The 19,579-nt window shown below is 57.8% G+C and carries 23 protein-coding genes; 16 read left to right on the top strand and 7 right to left on the bottom strand.

The annotated features are described in order from the left end of the window. Positions 1-23: 23 nt before the first annotated feature. The 9 genes from ACZ0AI_RS11490 (at position 24) to ACZ0AI_RS11450 (ending at position 5,441) form a co-directional block, all read left to right on the top strand. Positions 24-1,178 (top strand): Shedu immune nuclease family protein, encoded by a 1,155-nt coding sequence (locus tag ACZ0AI_RS11490; protein WP_463565859.1) that lies wholly within the window; start codon positions 24-26, stop codon positions 1,176-1,178. Between the two features lie 98 nt (positions 1,179-1,276). Then, positions 1,277-1,699 carry a VOC family protein gene (locus ACZ0AI_RS11485; RefSeq protein ID WP_463565858.1) on the top strand — a complete coding sequence of 141 codons (423 nt, stop codon included), beginning with the start codon at positions 1,277-1,279 and terminating at the stop codon, positions 1,697-1,699. 98 nt (positions 1,700-1,797) lie between these two features. Then, positions 1,798-2,205, top strand: a complete 408-nt coding sequence (locus tag ACZ0AI_RS11480) for a GFA family protein (protein WP_463565857.1) — start codon at positions 1,798-1,800, stop codon at positions 2,203-2,205. A 76-nt stretch (positions 2,206-2,281) separates the two neighbouring features. After that, positions 2,282-3,007: a hypothetical protein gene (locus tag ACZ0AI_RS11475; protein WP_463565856.1), complete on the top strand. Its 726-nt coding sequence runs from the start codon at positions 2,282-2,284 to the stop codon at positions 3,005-3,007. A gap of 90 nt (positions 3,008-3,097) precedes the next feature. Then, positions 3,098-3,523, top strand: coding sequence for a hypothetical protein (locus tag ACZ0AI_RS11470; RefSeq protein ID WP_463565855.1), 426 nt, complete (start codon positions 3,098-3,100; stop codon positions 3,521-3,523). Between the two features lie 87 nt (positions 3,524-3,610). Beyond that, a complete protein-coding gene (locus ACZ0AI_RS11465; RefSeq protein WP_463565854.1) occupies positions 3,611-3,892 on the top strand; it encodes a putative quinol monooxygenase in 282 nt (93 codons plus the stop codon). A 119-nt stretch (positions 3,893-4,011) separates the two neighbouring features. Continuing rightward, entirely contained in the window at positions 4,012-4,461 is a 450-nt protein-coding gene (locus tag ACZ0AI_RS11460) for a GNAT family N-acetyltransferase (protein WP_463565853.1), read from the top strand. 118 nt (positions 4,462-4,579) lie between these two features. Next, a complete protein-coding gene (locus tag ACZ0AI_RS11455) occupies positions 4,580-4,930 on the top strand; it encodes a DUF3147 family protein (protein WP_463565852.1) in 351 nt (116 codons plus the stop codon). A 94-nt stretch (positions 4,931-5,024) separates the two neighbouring features. Then, positions 5,025-5,441, top strand: a complete 417-nt coding sequence (locus tag ACZ0AI_RS11450; RefSeq protein ID WP_463565851.1) for a hypothetical protein — start codon at positions 5,025-5,027, stop codon at positions 5,439-5,441. A gap of 228 nt (positions 5,442-5,669) precedes the next feature. On the opposite strand, the gene ACZ0AI_RS11445 is transcribed toward ACZ0AI_RS11450, so the two are convergent. The 4 genes from ACZ0AI_RS11445 to ACZ0AI_RS11430 all read right to left on the bottom strand — a co-directional run bounded on the left by ACZ0AI_RS11445 (position 5,670) and on the right by ACZ0AI_RS11430 (position 9,066). Continuing rightward, complete coding sequence (locus tag ACZ0AI_RS11445; protein ID WP_463565850.1) at positions 5,670-6,365, bottom strand: lipopolysaccharide kinase InaA family protein; 696 nt, start codon at positions 6,363-6,365, stop codon at positions 5,670-5,672. Then, positions 6,365-7,042 carry a class I SAM-dependent methyltransferase gene (locus ACZ0AI_RS11440; RefSeq protein WP_463565849.1) on the bottom strand — a complete coding sequence of 226 codons (678 nt, stop codon included), beginning with the start codon at positions 7,040-7,042 and terminating at the stop codon, positions 6,365-6,367. Before ACZ0AI_RS11440 ends, ACZ0AI_RS11445 begins: the two co-directional genes overlap by 1 nt. Before the next feature lie 79 nt (positions 7,043-7,121). Next, the gene (locus ACZ0AI_RS11435; RefSeq protein WP_463565848.1) at positions 7,122-8,393 is read right to left on the bottom strand and encodes a sensor histidine kinase; all 1,272 of its coding nucleotides are present in this window, start codon (positions 8,391-8,393) and stop codon (positions 7,122-7,124) included. Next, positions 8,383-9,066 carry a response regulator transcription factor gene (locus ACZ0AI_RS11430; protein WP_463565847.1) on the bottom strand — a complete coding sequence of 228 codons (684 nt, stop codon included), beginning with the start codon at positions 9,064-9,066 and terminating at the stop codon, positions 8,383-8,385. Before ACZ0AI_RS11430 ends, ACZ0AI_RS11435 begins: the two co-directional genes overlap by 11 nt. Before the next feature lie 106 nt (positions 9,067-9,172). Here ACZ0AI_RS11430 and ACZ0AI_RS11425 point away from each other — a divergent pair, with 106 nt between their 5' ends. From ACZ0AI_RS11425 to ACZ0AI_RS11400, 6 genes are all read left to right on the top strand, one after another. Beyond that, complete coding sequence (locus ACZ0AI_RS11425; RefSeq protein WP_463565846.1) at positions 9,173-11,128, top strand: LTA synthase family protein; 1,956 nt, start codon at positions 9,173-9,175, stop codon at positions 11,126-11,128. A gap of 27 nt (positions 11,129-11,155) precedes the next feature. After that, positions 11,156-11,923: a phosphatase PAP2 family protein gene (locus ACZ0AI_RS11420; RefSeq protein WP_463565845.1), complete on the top strand. Its 768-nt coding sequence runs from the start codon at positions 11,156-11,158 to the stop codon at positions 11,921-11,923. Then, positions 11,920-12,570, top strand: a complete 651-nt coding sequence (locus ACZ0AI_RS11415; protein WP_463565844.1) for a dual specificity protein phosphatase family protein — start codon at positions 11,920-11,922, stop codon at positions 12,568-12,570. The genes ACZ0AI_RS11420 and ACZ0AI_RS11415 overlap by 4 nt, the downstream gene beginning before the upstream one ends. Positions 12,571-12,580: 10 nt before the next feature. Continuing rightward, the gene (locus ACZ0AI_RS11410) at positions 12,581-12,955 is read left to right on the top strand and encodes a hypothetical protein (protein WP_463565843.1); all 375 of its coding nucleotides are present in this window, start codon (positions 12,581-12,583) and stop codon (positions 12,953-12,955) included. A 722-nt stretch (positions 12,956-13,677) separates the two neighbouring features. Next, positions 13,678-14,874 (top strand): chromate efflux transporter, encoded by a 1,197-nt coding sequence (chrA, locus tag ACZ0AI_RS11405; RefSeq protein ID WP_463565842.1) that lies wholly within the window; start codon positions 13,678-13,680, stop codon positions 14,872-14,874. Positions 14,875-14,904: 30 nt separating this feature from the next. Next, a complete protein-coding gene (locus tag ACZ0AI_RS11400; protein ID WP_463565841.1) occupies positions 14,905-15,111 on the top strand; it encodes a DUF6434 domain-containing protein in 207 nt (68 codons plus the stop codon). 50 nt (positions 15,112-15,161) lie between these two features. On the opposite strand, the gene ACZ0AI_RS11395 is transcribed toward ACZ0AI_RS11400, so the two are convergent. From ACZ0AI_RS11395 to ACZ0AI_RS11385, 3 genes are read right to left on the bottom strand one after another with little or no spacing between them, the layout of a single operon-like run. Beyond that, positions 15,162-15,848, bottom strand: a complete 687-nt coding sequence (locus ACZ0AI_RS11395) for an HAD family hydrolase (RefSeq protein WP_463565840.1) — start codon at positions 15,846-15,848, stop codon at positions 15,162-15,164. A gap of 50 nt (positions 15,849-15,898) precedes the next feature. Further along, entirely contained in the window at positions 15,899-17,263 is a 1,365-nt protein-coding gene (locus tag ACZ0AI_RS11390; RefSeq protein WP_463565839.1) for an APC family permease, read from the bottom strand. 3 nt (positions 17,264-17,266) lie between these two features. Continuing rightward, complete coding sequence (locus ACZ0AI_RS11385) at positions 17,267-18,061, bottom strand: methyltransferase domain-containing protein (RefSeq protein ID WP_463565838.1); 795 nt, start codon at positions 18,059-18,061, stop codon at positions 17,267-17,269. A gap of 234 nt (positions 18,062-18,295) precedes the next feature. Between ACZ0AI_RS11385 and sbcD the strand changes: the two genes are divergently transcribed. Next, on the top strand, positions 18,296-19,513 hold the full coding sequence (gene sbcD, locus ACZ0AI_RS11380) for an exonuclease subunit SbcD (protein WP_463565837.1): 1,218 nt from the start codon (positions 18,296-18,298) through the stop codon (positions 19,511-19,513). Positions 19,514-19,579: the final 66 nt, after the last annotated feature.

The following is a 19,579-nucleotide window of genomic DNA, read 5'->3' as shown; positions in this document are numbered from 1 at the left end:
CTCACAACAAAATCGGTGTGGCCATGGACAACTACCAGAATCCCAAACCAGGCAAGACTTATATCAGCCCATCGCTACCGGCATTTGGGAACAAGGAAAGACGAGTAAGAATTGCCTCAAAGGTACTTGCATCTGTCAATGGATATGACTATGCAAAGGAACGCGACGAAATTGTTTTGCGCGAAAAACCAGATGCAGCCACTTACATTTCCGCCAAATTTTTAGAAGACACAAGAAAAATATTTGTACTTACGGTTCAAAAATTTATTTCAGAAAGCGGAATGCCTTATGGCAGCGGCTTTTCCTTCGTAGGGGACGAGATAGGAAAGTTTTGCGAATTTTTAGCAAACATCCAATCCGCAAGCTTTCAGAGTAATGGCACGATCAACATTACAGATGAAGAACTCAGGAAAATTGCACTTACGTCAAACCAAGCCAAAAATCTAGTTATAGACAACGAAGAGCTATTTGCAGAGGTTCTACGTCAGTCCATTACCAAGAAAGATGTTATTGCAATTGCATACCGTAAGCGACAACTTGCAATTTTCAGAAAACTTCTTGACGACTCTGAATATTTCGATGAGCTAAAGGCAAAGAAAAATTGCAAAAATGAATCCCTCTGGCAACAGTTCTTTGAAAAAAACCCTTGGATATTTGGTTACGGCTTGAGTTACCTGTATTCCTCAGGTCTAGATGATAAAAAATTGGAGCAGGTGGTGCGTGGCTATCACGTGGCGCAAAGCGGGAAGCGCGTTGATGCGCTGCTTAAAACCAAAGCACTCGCGTCGACACTTTGTTTCGTTGAGATAAAAACACACAAAACACCGCTACTGAGCACTACTCCCTACCGTAGCGGTTGCTGGAGCCCCTCAGATGAACTAAGTGGCGCTGTATCACAAGTTCAGGGAACTGTTTCCTACGCTGGCGAGAGCATATTTGGAAAACTCTCACTAACAGACTCGAATGGTTTCCCCACTGCCGAAGAAGTATTCAATTTTCATCCAAAATCCTTCGTCGTCATTGGCAGCCTTTCACAGTTTTTTGGTGAGAATGGCATCAACCAAGAGCAGCTCCGCTCCTTTGAATTATATCGCCGGAATACCTTCCAGCCTGAAGTAATAACATTCGACGAGCTTTATGAACGCGCCCTCCACATAGTTGATGCAGGTGAAAGCTAACAAGACGCTCAAATCGCTCACTTCGTTCGCTGGGACGGGCTAAAGCCCGCCCCTTAGCTTAATCGTTAGACGCTGCACAGCCACCGAAGGGAGCCCTCATGTATTCGCATGTATTTTTTGGTGTCACTGACTTTGAGCGTGCTTTAGTTTTCTATAACCCTTTAATGTCTTGCTTGGGCCTAGAAACTCGTTTCTGTGATCGAAGTAGGCCTTGGGCCGGCTGGCATAGCGCTGGCGGCACTCAGCCCCTCTTCCTCATAGGGAAACCATACAACGAACAACCGCATAATTGTGGCAACGGCAGCATGGTGGCTTTTCAAGCCAATAACCGTGCAATAGTTGATGCCGCCCATAAAACAGCACTAATCAACAGTGGTATTTGCGAGGGTAAACCAGGCTTGCGCCCTGAGTATCATGAAAATTATTACGGCGCATACTTCAGAGATCCTGATGGCAACAAAATTTGCATTGCTTGTCACGCACCTGAAGGCGCAGCTAATGTCCTCGTAAGCAGCGTCTAACAAGTGGTTCAAGATCGTTCGCTTCGCTCACTCTGGACGGGCTAAAGCCCGCCCCTTAACCAAACGTTAGCTACACCAAAACGTGAGGAAATCTCAGAATGAAGTATCCAATTTCAGGCTCGTGTCAATGCGGTCGTGTTACATACAAGCTCCATAAGCCGCCGATAGCGGTAGCAGCATGCCACTGCAAGCAATGTCAGAAGCTTTCAACTAGCGCATTCAGCATCACTGCAATGGTAGATTCTGATGCTATTGAAATTAATGGAGAGTTGAGCGAATGGAGCAGAGTTGCTGACAGCGGAAACACTAGTGTAGCTAAATTCTGCCCCGTCTGTGCCAATCACATTTATCATTACAACCCGAGCAATCCTCAACATCTAATGTTAAAGCCTTCAACGCTTTCAGATCCCACCATCATAAATCCAACTATCCATGTTTGGACTAGCGAGAAACAAGATTGGTATACCATTCCCGAAGGCGTGGTGGCTTTTGAAAAACAGCCGTAGGCAGCTAACAAAAACAAACAGTGGATCGTCAAACGCTAGCGCGTTTGCCGCCCGCTGTTGTTGGCGTTAGATATTTATGCCAATAATCGAATTGTTCACAAATGCGTCGACTTGGACAAATGAGAATCAGGGTGTTCTCACTGTCGCACTTTTTATAGTCACCATTATTTTTGGCTGGTTTAGCGGTATTTTTTCAGCTTTGCGTCGGAAGCCAAAATTCAAAATAGAAACTATTCCCGGCCCAACGTTCAGCTGCACATATTTAACTGGAAACAAGCACAACGAATATGATGCACATCAAACAGCCATTGCTATATATTTGTATATCTCAAATGTTGGCGCTGCACCATCAAGCATTCACAAAATCAGAATTGCTTATCATTGGAACCTAACGCCATGGGGTTTTATTTGGTTGAAAAATACCATTGGCTGGTTTTGGATTGAGCACCAAGCAGTAGCAATTACTGATTTTCAGGCAAGAATCGGAGGTAGCATAAAAGTCTACCCATTCCTGACACAGAAAAATTATCTGTCACCCGCCAAGTCAGAAACCTTTCTCGAAGTAGGACAGTCCACAAATGGCGTTGTCTACTTTGAGCAACCCGAGAGCTGGGGCGGTTGCTTCCCCAAATCCGACAAACAGCAAGTAAAAGTCAAAATAGAAATTACCGATGTATTTAGTCGCCGTCATAAAGCCACAGTTAAAATCCCAGCAGTATCACTAGAAGAAGCCCGAAAATATAATCCAGAGTTTGGAAGTACGTTTTTCAACATTCAAAACACAGAACCATCCAGCAATTAAGTTTAAACATCTAACAACTGGTTCAAACCGTTCGCTCCGCTCACTGGGACGGGCTGAAGCCCGCCCCTTAACAAAACGTTAGAGAGAATCATGGAAAGCCACGCAATTTTCATATCAGTTGTAGTTGCAGTAATTTCACAGCGCTCATCGGAAATTCTATTGAAATGGCACGATGCGTTAGCCGGATATTTTTATACCGAAACAGAAAGTTTTATTCGTCTGCTTTACTCAATGTCAAGCCAGCCAATAAACTCTTTATCATGGTTTCTTCCAGGTGTAGTTGTCGGTTTTCTTTGCACAAAAAATCCAATTAAAAACGGCTTATATGCTGGTGCAATCTCAGGTGCGACAATGAGTCTAATTGATATGGCGCTTGCCAGTTCACAAACTCACGAATCTTATAGCAAACTAGATCAGGTGGGTTTTGCAGTAATTCTTACAGTCCAATATTCAATACTTGTCCCTATATCTGCTGCTTTTGGTTACCAGATCAATAAGCGGCGGATTACTCTCTAACAATTGGTTCAAATCGCTCGCTGTGCTCGCTGGGACGGGCTAAAGCCCGCCCCTTAACTAAACGTTATACGGCTTAAGGTGCCTGGCATGTCTAAGCTCATTCTTGAAGGCTATATCGTGGTGTCCGACACTGACCTCGCAAAGGTGATGGCGGAGTTGCCTGCCCATATCGAGCTGACACGCGATGAGGAAGGCTGTTTGTGCTTCGAGGTTACCCAGAGCACGGATGTCGCGAACATTTTTTATGTCTATGAAGAATTCACCGGCCGGGTTGCGTTTGAAGCGCACCAGCAGCGCGTCAGTTCGTCCGATTGGGGTAAAGCCGCTGCGAATGTTCAAAGGCACTATAAAGTGACGGAAGCTCTTTGATAGCTCAGCCGTATAACCAGTCGCTTTTACCGGAAAGTTTCTCCACCGTTTCGCGGCTACAAAATTTCCGCAAAGCTCTACGTTAGATCTACAACCAATAATTAAATATGGAGTTCCTAGTGAAAGTTGCATACAGGATAGCAACGCCTGACGATACGGCCGAATGCATCGCTTTGAGAGGAAAGACGAGAGAAAATGCTTTCTCTGTCGAACAATTGGAAGAGCTCGGTATTACTTTAGAGAGCTGGAAAACAGGAATTAGCGATGGCTCCTTGCCTGGTTGCGTTGGTGTTAGTGAAGGGAAAATTATTGGCTATTGCTTCGGTGACAGCGAAACTGGAGAAATCGTTGTCTTGGCACTATTGCCAGCATATGAAAATAAAGGTGTTGGCAAAGCACTATTAAATAAAATGATCGAGTCTTTCCACTCTTTAGGGTTTGAAAGACTTTTCCTCGGATGCTCATCCGATCCGAAAACGCGGTCATATGGCTTTTATCGACACCTAGGCTGGCGTTCCACTGGTCTATTTGATGATGCCGGCGATGAGATACTCGAATATTACCCCTAATAAATAGTTAGGTTATAATTAGCACCGTCTAACAAGTAGTTCAAACCATTCGCTGGGCTCACTGGGGCGGGCTAAATCCCGCCTCTTAACCAAACGTTATCTCTCTCGGGCGTTTACTATGTACTACCTGATCGTGAAGTACCTTATCACCGCAGGTATTGTGGTGCTTGTCTCAGAGCTAGCCAGACGTAGTGACAAGCTCGGCGGATTCGTTGCGGCCATGCCATTGGCTACAGTGTTAACACTGATATGGTTGTACGTCGAAAACCAACCCTCAGCAAAAATAGAAAACCATGCATGGTATACGTTTTGGTATGTGCTTCCGACGCTACCTATGTTTTTGATTTTTCCCATATTGCTTCCACGCATCGGGTTTTGGCCTGCCTTGTTTGCCTGTTGCATCATTACGGTAGGTTGTTTCGGTTTTCTGGCTTTTACCGTTCGCCGCTTTGGAATTGTGCTTCTGTAGTAGCGTGATAAGCGGTTAAAGTAGTTCGCCTACATTCCCGTAGGCAGGACTAGCGTCTGCCTTTTAACCAAGCACTATTCATTAAGGTCTGACAATGAGTGCGCCAGTAGTACAAGAAGAAATCAGTGGTTGTGGGATTGCATCGGTGGCTAATATTCTCGGCAAAACATATTCAGAAATGAAGGCCATAGCCAACGGCATGAATATTCATGCGTCAGATGAGGCGTTGTGGTCTGACACGCAGTATGTTCGTCGCCTGCTGGCCTGCGCTGGCGTTCAAACATCAAAAAGCGAAGTTCCTTTTGTATCTTGGGAGGCATTGCCTGATCTGGCGTTGTTGTCCATCAAGCATCATCGAGAAAAGGGTGTAAATTTCTGGCATTGGGTTGTGTTCAAACGTGTGGATGATCAGCCTTTCGTACTGGATTCAGCTAGCTATCTGCCTTCCAATATTCGCCAAGACTTTGAGGCCATGCAGCCCAAATGGTTTATCGAGGTCATTAAAGCGTAGCCATTCGTTCAAATCGCTCACTGGCTCGCGTTAAAGCCTGCCCCTTGATTAACCGTTGTGCACAATGAATGACCCTGTGCATCACTCTAAAGATAATATGAAGCGACGACTTTGTTGGGTTAATGGTGAAGCTTTGCAACGTACAGTCGATGTTTTCTAACAGTATTGACGCTGACGTGGATGCACTGATTCGGCTAATACGTTTACCGGCAGGCGCGGCAGCGCACTTTAGCGCTGCATCAATGATGCATAGGCTTCCATCAGAAAATCCCAATCTTCGTCGGGCATCGCCCCGCGATGGCGTTTGAGCTGGCGCATGTCGTGGCGTGAGGCATCCTTTTTGCGCCAGCGGCGACGGCTTTTTTCCAGGTCGAGTAGGGCGATCTCTGCGCTGGGTGAGTTGTCCTCAAGATCGCTGACCTTCACGAAGATATGCTTGGCATAACAGCAACCATGCTGCCAACGGCCCTGATGCAGGCGCTTCAGGGTGTTGGCCAATGCCGTCAGCATGCATATCGACTGCTCGGCGCTTCGCTCCTCTGCGTACCACTGGTCGAGGCTGATAAAGCCTGGCAGTGCCTGGGTGATCAACAGCGCCTGCCATTGCCCGGCTTGTTTTCTTGCCGAGCCGTACACCAGTGTGGGCACGGTGACGCCCAGCCGAGCGAACGCCTGGTAGGCCAGCAGCTCACGGGCGATGGTCGGGCGGCCCCAGGGATGGCGCAGGCTGCGATACAGGTGGCCGGTCTGGCGTTTGCTGTACAGCGCTGGGGATGACGGGTTGCGTGGTTGCAGCAGTTGCACGCCGCTTTCGCCATCGCGGCGCTGGTTTAGGGGTTCCACCCAGGTGCCGCTGCGCTGCCACCAGCGCTCGAAGGTGGAGCTGGGCTGAACGGCCGATTGAAAGCCGAGTAGCGTGGCCATCACAGCACCTCGCGCTTGCGCAGTACGTAGGTGCGCCACATGGCATAACCGGGCAGAAAGTCGCGGTGGCCGAGCACCTGGAAGCCTGCGTCGAGAAACTCGCGCTCGATCTCGTCGCGGCTTACCACGAAGCGGTTTTCGCCAGCGCCACGGCGACGTTCCAGGCGATTGCGCCGCCAGGCTTTGTAGTTGCCATCGACCCACAGTGAGACGATCACCGTGTCGCGGGTGACCCGATGAAACTCGCGGAGTGCAGCCAGACGATGCTCGGCCGACTTGAAGTGATGCAGCAGGCGAATGCAGAACACGCAGTCGACCGAGCTGTTGCCAAGGCCGATATCGAAGGCTGACGTCTTGAAGGTTTTCACCCGGGCGACCACTTCTGGCGGCTGGGCGGCGAGGGCGGTGGCGAGCATGTCGGCGGAGTTGTCGGCTGCCAGGATCACCCGGTTCGGGTGTTCGGCGAGCATTGGCCAGAAGCGGCCCGCCCCACAGGGCAGATCCAGTACCAGGTTGGGGTCGCTGGCCAGGCGCAAGGCACTGCGACCGACCTGAACGTCGCGCCAGTGAGAGAGGCGCCGGGCCAGCCCATCCTGGTGTTTGTGCAGATAACCCTGAGCATGTTTCTGATCGTATTTGCCGGAAAAGGCGAGATCGATGGATCTGGGTTTGGACATGGCGAGGCACCTTGGTGGTTGTGCCCCGATCTTATGAAGCGGCTTCTGATGAACCCGTTAAAAGGATGTGAAAAAAGCGTTAGGCCGGCACCTTGAACGACACCTGAAAACAGCTGCCGGCAACCGGCAGGCTGTGTAGCGATATGTGCCAGCCCTGGTGCGCGCAGATGCGTTTGACCAGCGAGAGGCCCAGGCCCAACCCTTCGCCACGGGCCTGTTCGCCGCGCACGAAGGGGTCGAAAATCTGCTCATGATGCTGCTCTGGAATGCCCACGCCGCTGTCCTCGACGCGAAATCCGTTGGCGTGCAGGGTCAACGTCACAAAGCCCGTTTCGGTGTAGTGCAGGGCATTGCGCAGCAGATTGGCCATCACCGTACGCAGCAAGGTCGGGTTGTAGACGGCATCGTTCTGCGCCTCCACGTCCAGGCGGAAATCGAGACCTTTCTCGCGCATCAGCGGTGACCAGATATCGACCTGCTCATCGGCGATCTGCCGCAGGCTGGCGCTGCCCGCGAAGAGGCTTTCGTTGCCCTTGACCCGAGCCAGTTGCAGGAAGGTCTGCACCAGATCCTGCATTTCGGCGCTGGCTCTTTCGATGCGCTCCAGTTGTTTGCGTTGGGTGGGTTCGAGGGCGACTTGGGCGAGCAGCTCGCACGAGCTGGCGATGACCATCAACGGCGTGCGGAGCTCATGGCTGACGTCGCTGGTGAACAGGCGTTCGCGCTCCAGAGATTGGCGCAGGCGCCCCAGGGTGCTGTCGAAGGCCGCCGCGAGCTGGCCGACTTCGTCGTCCGGGTATTCCGGTGCCAGGGCGGGCGCCAGTGGCAGCAACTGGTCGCGGTGACGTACCTGATTGGCCAGCTTGCTCACCGGGCGCATTACCCGTTCGGACATGATCCAGCCCAGGCCCAGGGCGCCGAGTACGGAGAGCAGAAAACCGGCCAGCACGACGTTGAACAGCACCTGTTCGCGCTTTTCGAACTCGCTCTGTTCCTGTACCAGCAGATAACGCCCGCCGCCGATGAACTGGGTGAAGATGTAGAACGCTCGCTCGCCCTCGACCTGCTCGCTGAAGCCCTCCGGCAGGTCGGCATAGCGGCTGGGGATAGCGTATTGCGGATAGCCCGAGGCATAGAAGCGGGTTTTAGCGTCAAGGCGTGGGGCCTGGTCGTTCTTCAAGTCCTGCTCCAGAACCGCGCCCAGTTCGAGGGCAAGTTCTTCGGAAACCAGGTGCTCTTCGATCAGGTGAACGATAGCCACGATGCTCAGGGAAAAGATGCCGCTGACCAGTATGGTCATGGTCACGAAGGCGATAAGAATGCGCCGCCGGAACGGTTGCTTAGTGCCCATCGCGATTCGCCACCAGGCGGTAACCCACGCCGTGCAGGGTTTGCAGCAGCGGCGTGGCAAAGGGTTTGTCGATGGCCTGGCGTAGCTGGTGGATGTGGCTGCGCAAGCTGTCGCTGTCCGGGCAATCGTCGCCCCACAAGGCCTCTTCAAGCGCCTCGCGGCGCACCACGGCGGGCGAGCGCTGCATCAGTACGGCGAGCAGTTTCATGCCCAGTGGGTTGAGCTTGATGGGGATACCGGCGCGGGTCACGTTCAACGTGTCGAGGTCGTAGGTGAGGTCGGCAACTTCCAGCATCCGTTGGCGATTGCCATTGGAGCGGCGCAGGATGGCTTCGATGCGGGCGACCAGTTCGGACAGCGCGAAGGGCTTGACCAGGTAGTCGTCGGCCCCGGCGCTCAGCCCTTGCAGGCGATCTTCCAGGGCGTCGCGTGCGGTGAGCATCAGGATCGGAATGCTGCTGCGCGCTTCTTCGCGCAAGCGCCGGCACAGCTGATAGCCATCCAGGCCGGGTAGCATGATATCCAGCACGATCAGGTCGTAATGGCCCTGCGTGGCCAGGTGCAGGCCGGATAATCCGTCCTGGGCACAATCTGCCGCGTAACCCTTGAGCTGCAGGTAATCCAGGATATTGGCGAGGATGTCACGGTTGTCTTCGATTACCAGAATGCGCATACAACGTTCTCTTCACCGTAATTGACGTTTTCTTCACGAGGCATTGACGAGGCCCTCACAGGGTCAGCGCAAGACTGTCGCTCGTTCATCCAGCCAGGATCATACGATGCCACAGCTCCGATATGCCCAACTACGCTACCTGTCGATTATTCTGCTCGCCTGGGCGGTTACCTTCCTGCTCACCCGCAGCGCACTGCTGATTGGCTATTGGGGCGAGGCGGGTGCCAGTGGCGCCGAGATCCTGCGGCTCTATGCGGTCGGTGTGGTCTACGACGCGGCCTTCCTGTTGTATGCGGCGCTGCCGATCTCGCTGTATCTGCTGATGTGCCCGCATCGTGTGTGGCGCAGCCGCGGGCATGTAGTTTTTCTTCATCTTTTACTGGGCGTCAGCCTGTTCGCCATGCTGTTCACGGCCACTGCGGAGTGGCTGTTCTGGGACGAGTTCGGCGTGCGCTTCAACTTCATCGCCGTGGATTACCTGGTTTACTCGGAGGAGGTGATCAACAACATTCTCGAGTCCTATCCGGTGTATCCGCTGATCGCGGCCCTGGCGATGGTGGCCTTGATGCTGACTCTGGCCATGAACAGGATCGTGACTCGCGCCGTATCCGCACCGCTAATGCCCAAGAAAGCTGCATTGGGCGCCTGGGGGGCGGTGCTCGCCAGTGCGTTGCTGGTGACGCTGGCGATCAATCAGAGCTTCCCCCGTGGCCTGGGCGGTAATGCCTACCAGAACGAGCTTGCCAGTAATGGCCCGTTCCAGTTCTTTGCCGCGTTTCGCAACAACGAACTCGACTACTTGACGTTTTATGCCACCGAGCCTGATCAGCAGGTGGGTTCGCTGTTACGCAACGAGGTGGCGGAGGGCAACGCGCGCTTCGTCACCCAAGACCCGGAGGATATTCGCCGGGTTATCGATAATCCGGGGGCTGAGCAGCACCACAATGTCGTGCTGGTTACCATCGAGAGCCTCAGTGCCCGTTACCTGGGCAGCTTCGGCGACAGCCGTGGCCTGACGCCCAACCTGGACGCGCTGCGTAGCCAGAGCCTGTTTTTCAACAACCTTTACGCCACCGGCACGCGAACCGACCGGGGCCTGGAGGCGATTACGCTTTCCGTGCCGCCGACACCGGGGCGTTCCATCGTCAAGCGCATCGGCCGCGAGTCTGGCTATGCCAGTCTGGGGCAGCAGTTCAAAGACAAAGGCTATGACAGCGTGTTCATCTACGGTGGCCGCGGTTACTTCGACAACATGAACGCGTTTTTCAGTGGCAACGGTTACCGGATCATCGACCAGAGCAGCGTGGCTGCTGCCGACATGACCTTCCAGAACGCCTGGGGCATGTGTGACGAGGATCTGTACGAGCAAACCCTGCGCACCGCCGATGCGGATCACGCTGCCGGCAAGCCGTTCTTCCTGCAATTGATGACCACCTCCAACCACCGCCCCTATACCTACCCGGACGGCCGCGTCGACATTCCCTCCGGCAGTGGTCGCGAGGGCGCGCTGAAGTACACCGATTACGCCATTGGCCGCTTTCTCGCCGAGGCGAAGAACAAGCCCTGGTTTGCCGACACCGTGTTCCTGTTCGTCGCCGACCACACCGCCGGCAGTGCGGGCAAGGAAGACCTGCCCGTGGCCAATTACCACATCCCGTTGTTCATCTACGCCCCCGGCATCATCAAGCCGGCCGAGGTGTCCACGCTGACCAGCCAGATCGATATTGCGCCCACGCTGATAGGGCTGCTGGGCTTCGATTACACCTCGACCTTCTTTGGCCGCAACGTGTTGCGCGGCAACGCTGGCGCGGGCCGGGCGTTAATCGGCAACTACCAGCACCTTGGGCTGTTCGACGGTCATGACCTGGCCATCCTCAGCCCCAAGCGAGCCATGCGCCGCCATGACGATGCGCTGGGGCTCAGCCACGAAAGCGTGGTCAAGGCTGACGACCCGCTGGTGGCGCGCGACATTGCCTACTACCAGGGTGCCAGTCACGCCTTTACCCAAGGCCTGCTGAGCTGGCAAGCGAGCACGCCGCAAATCGTTGCCAAGCATCCCTGATCGCGTCGATTGCCGAGGAGTTTCACCATGCTGATTTCCGCTAAGCCAACCGATTCGCGGCCCTTCGATTTCAAGCTGTGGCTGGGCATTCCGCTTGGCTTGATGGCCTTGCTGTTGGTGATCGATCCCGCGCCGCTGGATTTCGCCTTGGCCAGGCTCTTCTACGATCCCGCGATGGGGTTTATCGGCAAGGGCAGTTTCTGGCTGGAAGATGTGTTGCACGATCAAGCCAAGAACCTGGTGATCGCTCTGGGTGTGCTGTGTATCGCTGCATTCCTGTTCAGCCTGTTACCCGTGAAACTGCGTAGCTGGCGCCGTGAGTTGGGGTACTTGGTGCTCATGCTGAGCCTGGCGACGAGCATCGTTGTGCCGCTGAAAACCCTCACCGGTGTGCAGTGCCCGTGGAGCCTTACGGCGTTTGGCGGTAAAGAGGCGTTCAGCCCGCTGATCGGTGCGCGCCCCGTGACCGACAAACCAGGGCGTTGCTGGCCGGGCGGGCATGCGTCTTCGGGCTTTTCCCTGCTCGCGCTGTTTTTCGCGCTGCGTGATCGCCGCCCACGTTTGGCTCGGTGGACACTCGCCTTCGCGTTGACGTTGGGCTGCGTGTTATCGCTTGGGCGCATGCTGCAAGGCGCGCACTTCCTCTCCCACAACCTGTGGACGCTGCTGTTCGACTGGGTGATCGCCGTGGTCGGTTACCGCGCGCTGCTGTATCGCCCGGCTGCCCTCGCAACCTCGACCCCGAGGCGAGTGCCGATGCGCTTGCAGGCAACCCGCGAAGGAGAGCGCCGATGAGCCTTTTCAGCCCTCGGGCACTGTTGCTCGCGATTGTTTGTTGCCTGCCGCTGACGTCTGCCTGGAGTGGCGTTCAGTCGGGCGTTGCCAAGCCGGCAGATCCACGTTGGGCGATGACGGTCGACAAGACCTTCAATCTCTACCGCATGCAGCCCGACCTGTATCGCAGTGCCTTGCCCAATGCCGCGCAGCAAGGCGAGCTGCAGCAGTTGAAAATCGCCACGGTGATCAACTTCTATCAGCGCAGCGATGCCGAGTGGCTGAGCGACCCGCGCATCCGCCAGATCCATCAACCGTTGCACGCGGATCGTATGGACGACGCCGATGTGCTGCAGGCGCTGCGCAGCATTCGTCAGGCCCAGGCTGACGGCCCGGTGTTGATTCACTGCAAGCACGGGCAAAACCGCACGGGGCTGGTAGCCGCCATGTACCGCATCGTCTATCAGGGCTGGAGCAAGCAGCAGGCCATTGATGAAATGCGCGAGGGCGGCTTCGGTGGCAGCGAGCGCTTCGAGGACGCCGAGCGTTACCTGCAGCAGGTCGACCTGCTGCGCTTTCGTACTGCCTTGAACAGTGGTGCGTGCAGCACCAGCCCCTGGGCCTACTGCGCGCTGAAGGAAAAACTGCTCGATGCCCTTAACGGGTAAGGAGGAAGCCATGACGATGAACAACGCGAGCCGGCTGTTACTGGCGGTGCTGCTCGTGCTGTTGCTGAGTGCGTGCCAGAGCACCCGCGATTATATGCTGGCGCAGGGCTACTCTGCGGCCTTCGCCACCGGGTATGAGGACGGTTGCGTGAGCGGCAACAGTGCGGCCAAGGCGCTCGGCGCGTTTCGCAAAAACGTGCCGGTGTATCTCAAAGAGCCTCAATACGCCACTGGCTGGGATGACGGGTTTCGCCAATGCCAGGCCAGCGCCAACGCAGAAATCGAACGGCGTTTGCAGCCCGACAGCGACGACGACCGTGAGTGGCGCCGGCACGTGGATCAGGATATGGCCAAGGCACTGAGTCGCTCGTTGAAGCACGACTGAGCACCGGTTCACGATTCTTTTCTCTGCAAGGGCCGACGCGCAGCAGATGATGAACAGCCTCTAAGCGTTGCCCCTGGCGCGAAGCGATAGCAGCCATCCTGCGCTACAACTGTGTGACCACCATTCGCCGCGGGGTCGCGACTCCTACAATCTCGAGTTACACGCAAGATGAGCGTCCGACGCCAATTGTGTAGGAGCGTCGCCCCCGGCGCGAAGCGATAGCAGCCATCCTGCGCTCCAGCGGTGTGACCACCATTCGCCGCGGGGGCGCGACTCCTACAATCTCGAGTTACACGCAAGATGAGCGTCCGACGCCAATCGTGTAGGAGCGTCGCCCCCGACGCGAAGCGATAGCGGCCATCCTGCGCTCCAGCGGTGTGACCACCATTCGCCGCGAGGGCGCGACTCCTACAATCTCGAGTTACACGCAAGATGAGCGCCGGACGCCAATCGTGTAGGAGCGTCGCCCCCGGCGCGAAGCGATAGCGGCCATCCTGCGCTACAGCGGTGTGACCACGATTCGCCGCGAGGGTGCGGCTCAAAAAACGTGCTGGCTCGAGGGGCAGCCGAGATCGTGAGCAGGTTCTGGGTGATCAGCGTGTCTTTAAAAAGTCACACAGGCAGGGCACATTGGAGCGCGTATTTACCCACGATTTAGGCGCAGAAGCGCGGCTATGCCGATGCGTAGCGCTTGATGCCGCAGCTTCGTATTGAGATAGCGCATGCCTGATGCCTCCCGTGACGACCGCCGGGCGTGGTCGATCTTCTTGATTTTTCTGCGCCTGGGGCTGACGTCCTTCGGTGGTCCGGTTGCGCATCTCGGTTATTTTCGCGACGAGTTCGTCAGCCGTCGCCGCTGGCTCGATGAGCGCAGCTATGCGGAGTTGATCGCGCTTTGTCAGTTTTTGCCTGGCCCGGCCAGTAGCCAGGTGGGCATGGCGATTGGCTTGTCCCAGGCCGGCTATCGTGGTGCGCTGGCCGCCTGGCTCGGCTTTACCTTGCCCTCTGCGGTGCTGCTAATTCTGTTCGCTCAGGGCATTGCCGGGCAGGGCGATGCCCTGACGTCTGGTGCGCTACAGGGTTTGAAGATCGTCGCCCTGGCTGTTGTCGCCCAAGCCGTATGGGGCATGGCCCGCACGCTTTGCCCGGATACCCCACGCCGAGCGCTGATGCTGGCGGCGGCCGGCCTGGCATTGCTGGTGCCTGGGGTTGTGGGGCAACTGGCGGTGATCATCAGCGCCGGCTTGCTGGGTGCGGTGCTGTTCAAGCCCGCCAAGCAAAGCGCGGGTGATGGGTTGCCCATCAGCATCAGCAAACAAGCGGGCGCCCTCTGGTTGCTGGTGTTCGTGGCGCTGCTGTTCGGCTTGCCCGTGCTGGCCCTCTCGCTGGAAAGCCCGATTCTGAGCGTGGTGGACGTGTTCTACCGCACGGGATCACTGGTGTTCGGCGGTGGCCACGTGATGCTGCCGCTGTTGCAGGCCGACGTGGTGGCAAGCGGCTGGGTGAGCAACGACCTGTTCCTGGCCGGCTATGGTGCCACTCAGGCCGTGCCTGGCCCGTTGTTCACCTTCGCGGCGTTTCTCGGCAGCGCCATACCGGCGCCGCTATCGGGTTGGGGCGGCGGCCTGCTATGCCTATTGGCGATCTTCGCGCCGTCGTTCCTGCTGCTGGCGGGCGTGCTGCCGTTCTGGGCTCGGCTGCGCACCCGCCCGCGGGTGCAGGCAGCGATGCTCGGCGTTAACGCCGGTGTGGTTGGTCTGCTGCTGGCCACGCTGTACCAGCCGGTCGGCACCAGCACGATTCTCAGCCCTGTGGATTTCGTGCTCGCGCTGCTTGCCCTGATCGCACTCATGGCTGGCAAATTGCCGCCCTGGCTGGTGGTGCTGGCTGGCGCGCTGATCGCCTGGCTAGTAACGTAGCGTAGACTTTGATCAATAAGAGAGGCAGCAATGGCTTTCGACTGGCATGGCGGCACCATCACCCGCGATACGCCCATTGGCGACGATTATCGAAGTACCCAGAAAGTACGCCGTTTCATGTCTGAACAGTGCGGGGCAGGCTTCCGTTTCGACCGGCCGTTCATGGCCTGGATTCGCAGCGGAGCGCCACGCACCATGGGCGATGTGGTGGACGAGTGGAAGCGTCTTAACGGCTAAACCGGGGCGAGCGCCTTGCAGTAAGACGCTGCACAGGCTCTGTTAGCGCCTCAAGTGCCGCCGTTCTGCAGGCGCTGTACCAATGGCGGTAGTTCACTCATACGTTCGATCAGGTGCTCAACGCCAAGCTGGCTCAGAGTTACGCCATGCTCTGGTGGAATGTGGCTGGCGCCCAGAAAGCCGACTACCTGCATGCCGGCCGTCAATGCGGCGGTCGCGCCGGTGACGCTGTCTTCCACGACCAGGCAGTTGCGTGGATCGACGCCAGCACTTTCCGCAGCGAGCAGGTACAGGTCCGGTGCAGGTTTAGGGCGCTCGACCTGGTCGGCGCTGAACGCACCACGGTTGACCCGTTCGACCAGCTCGCAGCGTTGCAGCGCAAAGGCCACCGCGTCTGCATAGCTGTTGGAGGCCACGGCCAGCGGCAGGTCGATCTTCAGCAGGGCATCGCGTACGCCTTCGATCGGCTGTACTTCAGCGCGGATCAGCGCCTTGATGCGGGTTCGGTTTTCTTCCAGAAAACCCTCGGGCAGGCGTTTGCCGAAGTGCGCCTCGACCCGCGCGAGAATGTCACGGCTCTGCAGGCCGAAGGTGCCGGCCAATACTACGTCCAGCTCATGGGCCGGGTAGTGTTCGGCCAGTGCCGCGTGCAGGTGGCGCTCGGCGATGATCTCGCTGTCGATCAGTACGCCGTCGCAGTCGCAGATCAGCAGTTCGATGGGCAGTTTCGGCTGCATGGCAAGCAGTCTCCTAAAAGGCGGGAAGATTGTGTAACACAGATCCCACCTCAGTTCGAACCGCTGGGCATCACCTCAGCAGGCCTTTGCAACAGCAGCAACGGCAACCCGACGCCTAGCACCACCAAGCCAAGCAGCGCTCCCGCACCCGCATACAGCGCGCTGGAGACGAACAGCGCCAGGCAGCTACCCGCGAACAACACCGGCATCAGTGGATACAGCGGCACACTGAACGGCCGTTCGCGATTCGGCTGTAGACGGCGCAGGCGCAGCAGAGAAAGAGCGGTCAGGCACATGAACAGCCAGAACACTGGTGCGGTGTAGGCCACCATGCTCTGCACGCCGTTCTCGCTCAACGCACCGAAGAGGATCAGCGGCAGGGTAATCAGGCACTGCACCAGCAATGCCCGTACCGGCGTTGCCGCGCGGTCGTTCCAGGCGCCGAGCATCGACAACTGCGGTACGTCCCGCCCCAGCGCGTAATACACCCGCGAGCCGGTGAGAATGGTGGCGTTCAGCGTGCTGATCGCGGTGATGCAGATCAGCACGCTGAGCAGCACGCCGCCCCAGGGGCCGGCGACGATGGTCATCAGGTCGGCACCGATGGCGGTCGACTGGCGCAGGCCTTCGAGGCCGAAGATGTTGATGAACACCAGATTGGCCAGCAGGTACACGGCGGTCACCACCAGCGTGCCGAACAGCAGCACGCGGCTCATGTTGCGTGCCGGGTTGCGCAGCTCGCCGGAGAGATAGGCCGCCTCGTTCCAGCCGCCGTAGGTGAGCAGCACGAAAACCATGCCCATGCCGAGCATGCCCGCCAGGTTGCCGCTGGCTTGTGTCGCTACCGCAGGCACGGCCGCGACCGTCATGTCCGCAACCGGCTCGGCCAGCAGCAGGCCGGCGAGGGTCACCGTGACCAGCGACGCCAGCGTGATGCTGGTGAACAGCACCTGCAGGCGTTTGGATTCATGGGTGCCGAGGATATTCAGTGCGGTCAGCGCCAGCACCACCAAGGTGGCGTGCCAGGCGCTGCCATATTCACCCAACGGCAGCAGGCGCTGGGCGTAATCGCCATAGATGAACGCCACCACGGCGATTGCGCCGGTCTGGATCACCGTGCCTCTGGCCCAGGCGAACAACAGGCTGACCTGCCGGCCCCAGGCCAGGTTGAGGTAGTGGTATTCACCGCCGCGATCCGGGTAGCTGGCGCCAAGCTCCGCATAGCACAGCGCGCCGACCAGCATCACCAGGCCACCGGCCAGCCACAGGCCGATATACACGAAGGCATTGTCGGCGTGCTGGGCCACCAGTGGTGGGAAGCCGAAGATGCCGACGCCGATCACCACGCCGACCAGCATGGCGACGCCGTCGATGACCGACAGGCCGGGTTGTCGTGCCGCTGTGCGTGCGTTCATGACTTAGCTCCGTCGTGCGCTCCAGCCGGTCACCGCGCCTTCGGCGGAAATCGGTTCGATGCGATCACCCTCGACCTGGCCGACGTACAGCTTGCCGTCGACCTCGAAGCGCAGCTCGGTGCCATTCAGGCGGCCGCGCAGGTTTTCCTGATGTTGGGTGGTGCCGCTGATCTCCTGGAAGCGCTGCTGCAGGTCGACATGAAAGGTTTCGCCTTCACTCTCGATCTGCCAGTTGCCGGCAATCTTGGCCGGGACTATCCACAGGTAGATGCGTGCGCCTTCGACGATATCGCTGCGATCCGGCTCCCAATCCTCCATGCTGAAGGCGTGGGAAACCACGCGAGTTCCGGGTTCCAGGGTGTCGAGGATCACCGGGCGCAGGCGCATGTTGACGGAGTTCAGCAGGTACATGGTCAACACGTCGGCATCGGCGATGTCCTTCTTGAACAGGTCGCCTTGCTCGAACACCACCTTGTCCGCGACACCGGCTTGCTGCGCGTTGGCTTCGGCCTCTTCGATGCGCTGCGGGTTCAGGTCGATACCGTAGGCAGCCTTGGCGCCGCGATCCTTCACCGCCGAGATGGCGATGCGACCGTCACCTGATCCGAGATCCACCACGTAGTCATCCGGGCCGACATTGGCCATTTCCAGCATGCGCGCCACTACCGGTTCGGGCGTGGGCACGTAGGGCACGTCGAGGGCGATCGTCTGGGCGTGGGCGGTGGCACTGTGCAGCAGACCAAACAGGGCCAGTGCAGTGGCGCACAGGGAGAAGGGGCGGGCGGACGCGGTTCTCATCGGCGGATACTCCTCAGCGGGATCGGTAAGGGGAGGGGAACGATTTTCCGACCGAGGTCTTGGCGCCAGGGTTCGACCCGTGATCCGGCCCGTGCCGGGCAATTCGCCGCAAATAGGCTCGCAGCGCAGGTGGTACGGTCGCTGCAGGGTGTGTTACCTGATGTGAAACCATTGCCTTGGCAGCGCCGAAAAGGCATGGTGGCCGGATTTTTCAGTCACGGGATCGGGCCATTCATGCGCCTTCTGCACACCTCCGACTGGCACCTGGGCCAGCACTTCATGGGCAAGACGCGCCAGGCCGAGCACCAGGCGTTCTGCGCCTGGCTGATCGACCAGGTGCGCGAGCACGACGTGCAGGTGGTGCTGGTGGCCGGGGACATTTTCGACACCGGCTCGCCACCCAGTTATGCCCGTGAGCAGTACAACCATTTCGTCGTGGCCTTGCGCGACACTGGCTGCCAGCTGGTGGTGCTCGGCGGTAATCATGATTCGGTGGCCATGCTCGGTGAGAGCCGTACCTTGCTGGCTCAGCTCGGCACCCGGGTGATTCCCGGCGTTGGCGTTCACCTGCAGGATCAGTTGCTGGTGCTCGCTGGCGCCGATGGCCAGCCGGCGGCGCTGCTCTGCGCCATTCCCTTCATCCGCCCGCGTGATGTGTTGCGCAGCGAGGCGGGGCAGAGCGCGGCGGACAAGCAACTGTCGCTGCAACAGGCCATCCACGGGCATTATCAGGCGCTCTTTGAGCTGGCCATGGCGCGTCGTGCCGAACTGGGCGCGGCCTTGCCGATCATCGCCACCGGGCACCTGACCACCGTTGGCGCCAGTGCCAGCGAGTCGGTGCGGGAAATCTACGTCGGCGCGCTGGAAGCCTTCCCGACGTCCTCCTTTCCTGCCGCCGATTACATCGCGCTTGGCCATATTCATCGGCCGCAGAAAGTCGGCGGCCTCGAACATATCCGCTACAGCGGCTCGCCAATTCCCCTGAGTTTCGACGAAGCCCGCCAGCAGAAGGAGGTGCTGTTGGTGGACGTGGGCGAAGGCGGCTTGCGTGAGGTGCGTGCGCTGCCCGTGCCGCGCTTCCAGGCCTTGCAATCGATACGCGGTTCCCTGAAAACGCTACCTGCCACCCTCGCCGAAGCTGCCATCGACGGCACGCCCGAGCGCCCGGTCTGGCTGGAAGTGCAGGTCGAAGGCGACGATTACCTCAGCGACCTGCAGGTGCGTATCGCCGCGTTATGCGAAGGCTTGCCGGTGGAGGTGCTGCGTATCCGTCGCGCCCGCGGCACCGCGGTGGCCAGCCTGCACGGTGAGCAGAGCACCCTTGATGAGCTGACGCCGGAGCAGGTGTTCGAGCAGCGTCTGCTTGGCGAAACCTTCGAGCCGGATCAGGCGCAGCGGCTGCATGGCCTCTACAACCAGGTGGTGGCTGACCTGCGCGACGAGTCGGCCTGATTCAGACCTGTTTATGATCTTTTAGCCCAGGTTCGTCGATTTTGGCAGCTAGGTGGCGAGAGCAGC

It is taken from the genome of Pseudomonas sp. AC355 (assembly GCF_979258205.1).
The sequence above is the reverse complement of the archived record's forward strand: the minus strand, read 5'-3'. Positions and strand labels throughout refer to the sequence as shown.

Bases quoted from the DNA above. Each gene is read 5' to 3' on its own strand.
- ACZ0AI_RS11490 (WP_463565859.1), top strand. From the start codon at position 24: ATGGACAACTACCAGAATCCCAAACCAGGCAAGACTTATATCAGCCCA.
- ACZ0AI_RS11485 (WP_463565858.1), top strand. From the start codon at position 1,277: ATGTATTCGCATGTATTTTTTGGTGTCACTGACTTTGAGCGTGCTTTA.
- ACZ0AI_RS11480 (WP_463565857.1), top strand. From the start codon at position 1,798: ATGAAGTATCCAATTTCAGGCTCGTGTCAATGCGGTCGTGTTACATAC.
- ACZ0AI_RS11475 (WP_463565856.1), top strand. From the start codon at position 2,282: ATGCCAATAATCGAATTGTTCACAAATGCGTCGACTTGGACAAATGAG.
- ACZ0AI_RS11470 (WP_463565855.1), top strand. From the start codon at position 3,098: ATGGAAAGCCACGCAATTTTCATATCAGTTGTAGTTGCAGTAATTTCA.
- ACZ0AI_RS11465 (WP_463565854.1), top strand. From the start codon at position 3,611: ATGTCTAAGCTCATTCTTGAAGGCTATATCGTGGTGTCCGACACTGAC.
- ACZ0AI_RS11455 (WP_463565852.1), top strand. From the start codon at position 4,580: ATGTACTACCTGATCGTGAAGTACCTTATCACCGCAGGTATTGTGGTG.
- ACZ0AI_RS11450 (WP_463565851.1), top strand. From the start codon at position 5,025: ATGAGTGCGCCAGTAGTACAAGAAGAAATCAGTGGTTGTGGGATTGCA.
- ACZ0AI_RS11445 (WP_463565850.1), bottom strand. From the start codon at position 6,365: ATGGCCACGCTACTCGGCTTTCAATCGGCCGTTCAGCCCAGCTCCACC.
- ACZ0AI_RS11440 (WP_463565849.1), bottom strand. From the start codon at position 7,042: ATGTCCAAACCCAGATCCATCGATCTCGCCTTTTCCGGCAAATACGAT.
- ACZ0AI_RS11435 (WP_463565848.1), bottom strand. From the start codon at position 8,393: ATGGGCACTAAGCAACCGTTCCGGCGGCGCATTCTTATCGCCTTCGTG.
- ACZ0AI_RS11430 (WP_463565847.1), bottom strand. From the start codon at position 9,066: ATGCGCATTCTGGTAATCGAAGACAACCGTGACATCCTCGCCAATATC.
- ACZ0AI_RS11425 (WP_463565846.1), top strand. From the start codon at position 9,173: ATGCCACAGCTCCGATATGCCCAACTACGCTACCTGTCGATTATTCTG.
- ACZ0AI_RS11420 (WP_463565845.1), top strand. From the start codon at position 11,156: ATGCTGATTTCCGCTAAGCCAACCGATTCGCGGCCCTTCGATTTCAAG.
- ACZ0AI_RS11415 (WP_463565844.1), top strand. From the start codon at position 11,920: ATGAGCCTTTTCAGCCCTCGGGCACTGTTGCTCGCGATTGTTTGTTGC.
- ACZ0AI_RS11410 (WP_463565843.1), top strand. From the start codon at position 12,581: ATGACGATGAACAACGCGAGCCGGCTGTTACTGGCGGTGCTGCTCGTG.
- chrA (WP_463565842.1), top strand. From the start codon at position 13,678: ATGCCTGATGCCTCCCGTGACGACCGCCGGGCGTGGTCGATCTTCTTG.
- ACZ0AI_RS11400 (WP_463565841.1), top strand. From the start codon at position 14,905: ATGGCTTTCGACTGGCATGGCGGCACCATCACCCGCGATACGCCCATT.
- ACZ0AI_RS11395 (WP_463565840.1), bottom strand. From the start codon at position 15,848: ATGCAGCCGAAACTGCCCATCGAACTGCTGATCTGCGACTGCGACGGC.
- ACZ0AI_RS11390 (WP_463565839.1), bottom strand. From the start codon at position 17,263: ATGAACGCACGCACAGCGGCACGACAACCCGGCCTGTCGGTCATCGAC.
- ACZ0AI_RS11385 (WP_463565838.1), bottom strand. From the start codon at position 18,061: ATGAGAACCGCGTCCGCCCGCCCCTTCTCCCTGTGCGCCACTGCACTG.
- sbcD (WP_463565837.1), top strand. From the start codon at position 18,296: ATGCGCCTTCTGCACACCTCCGACTGGCACCTGGGCCAGCACTTCATG.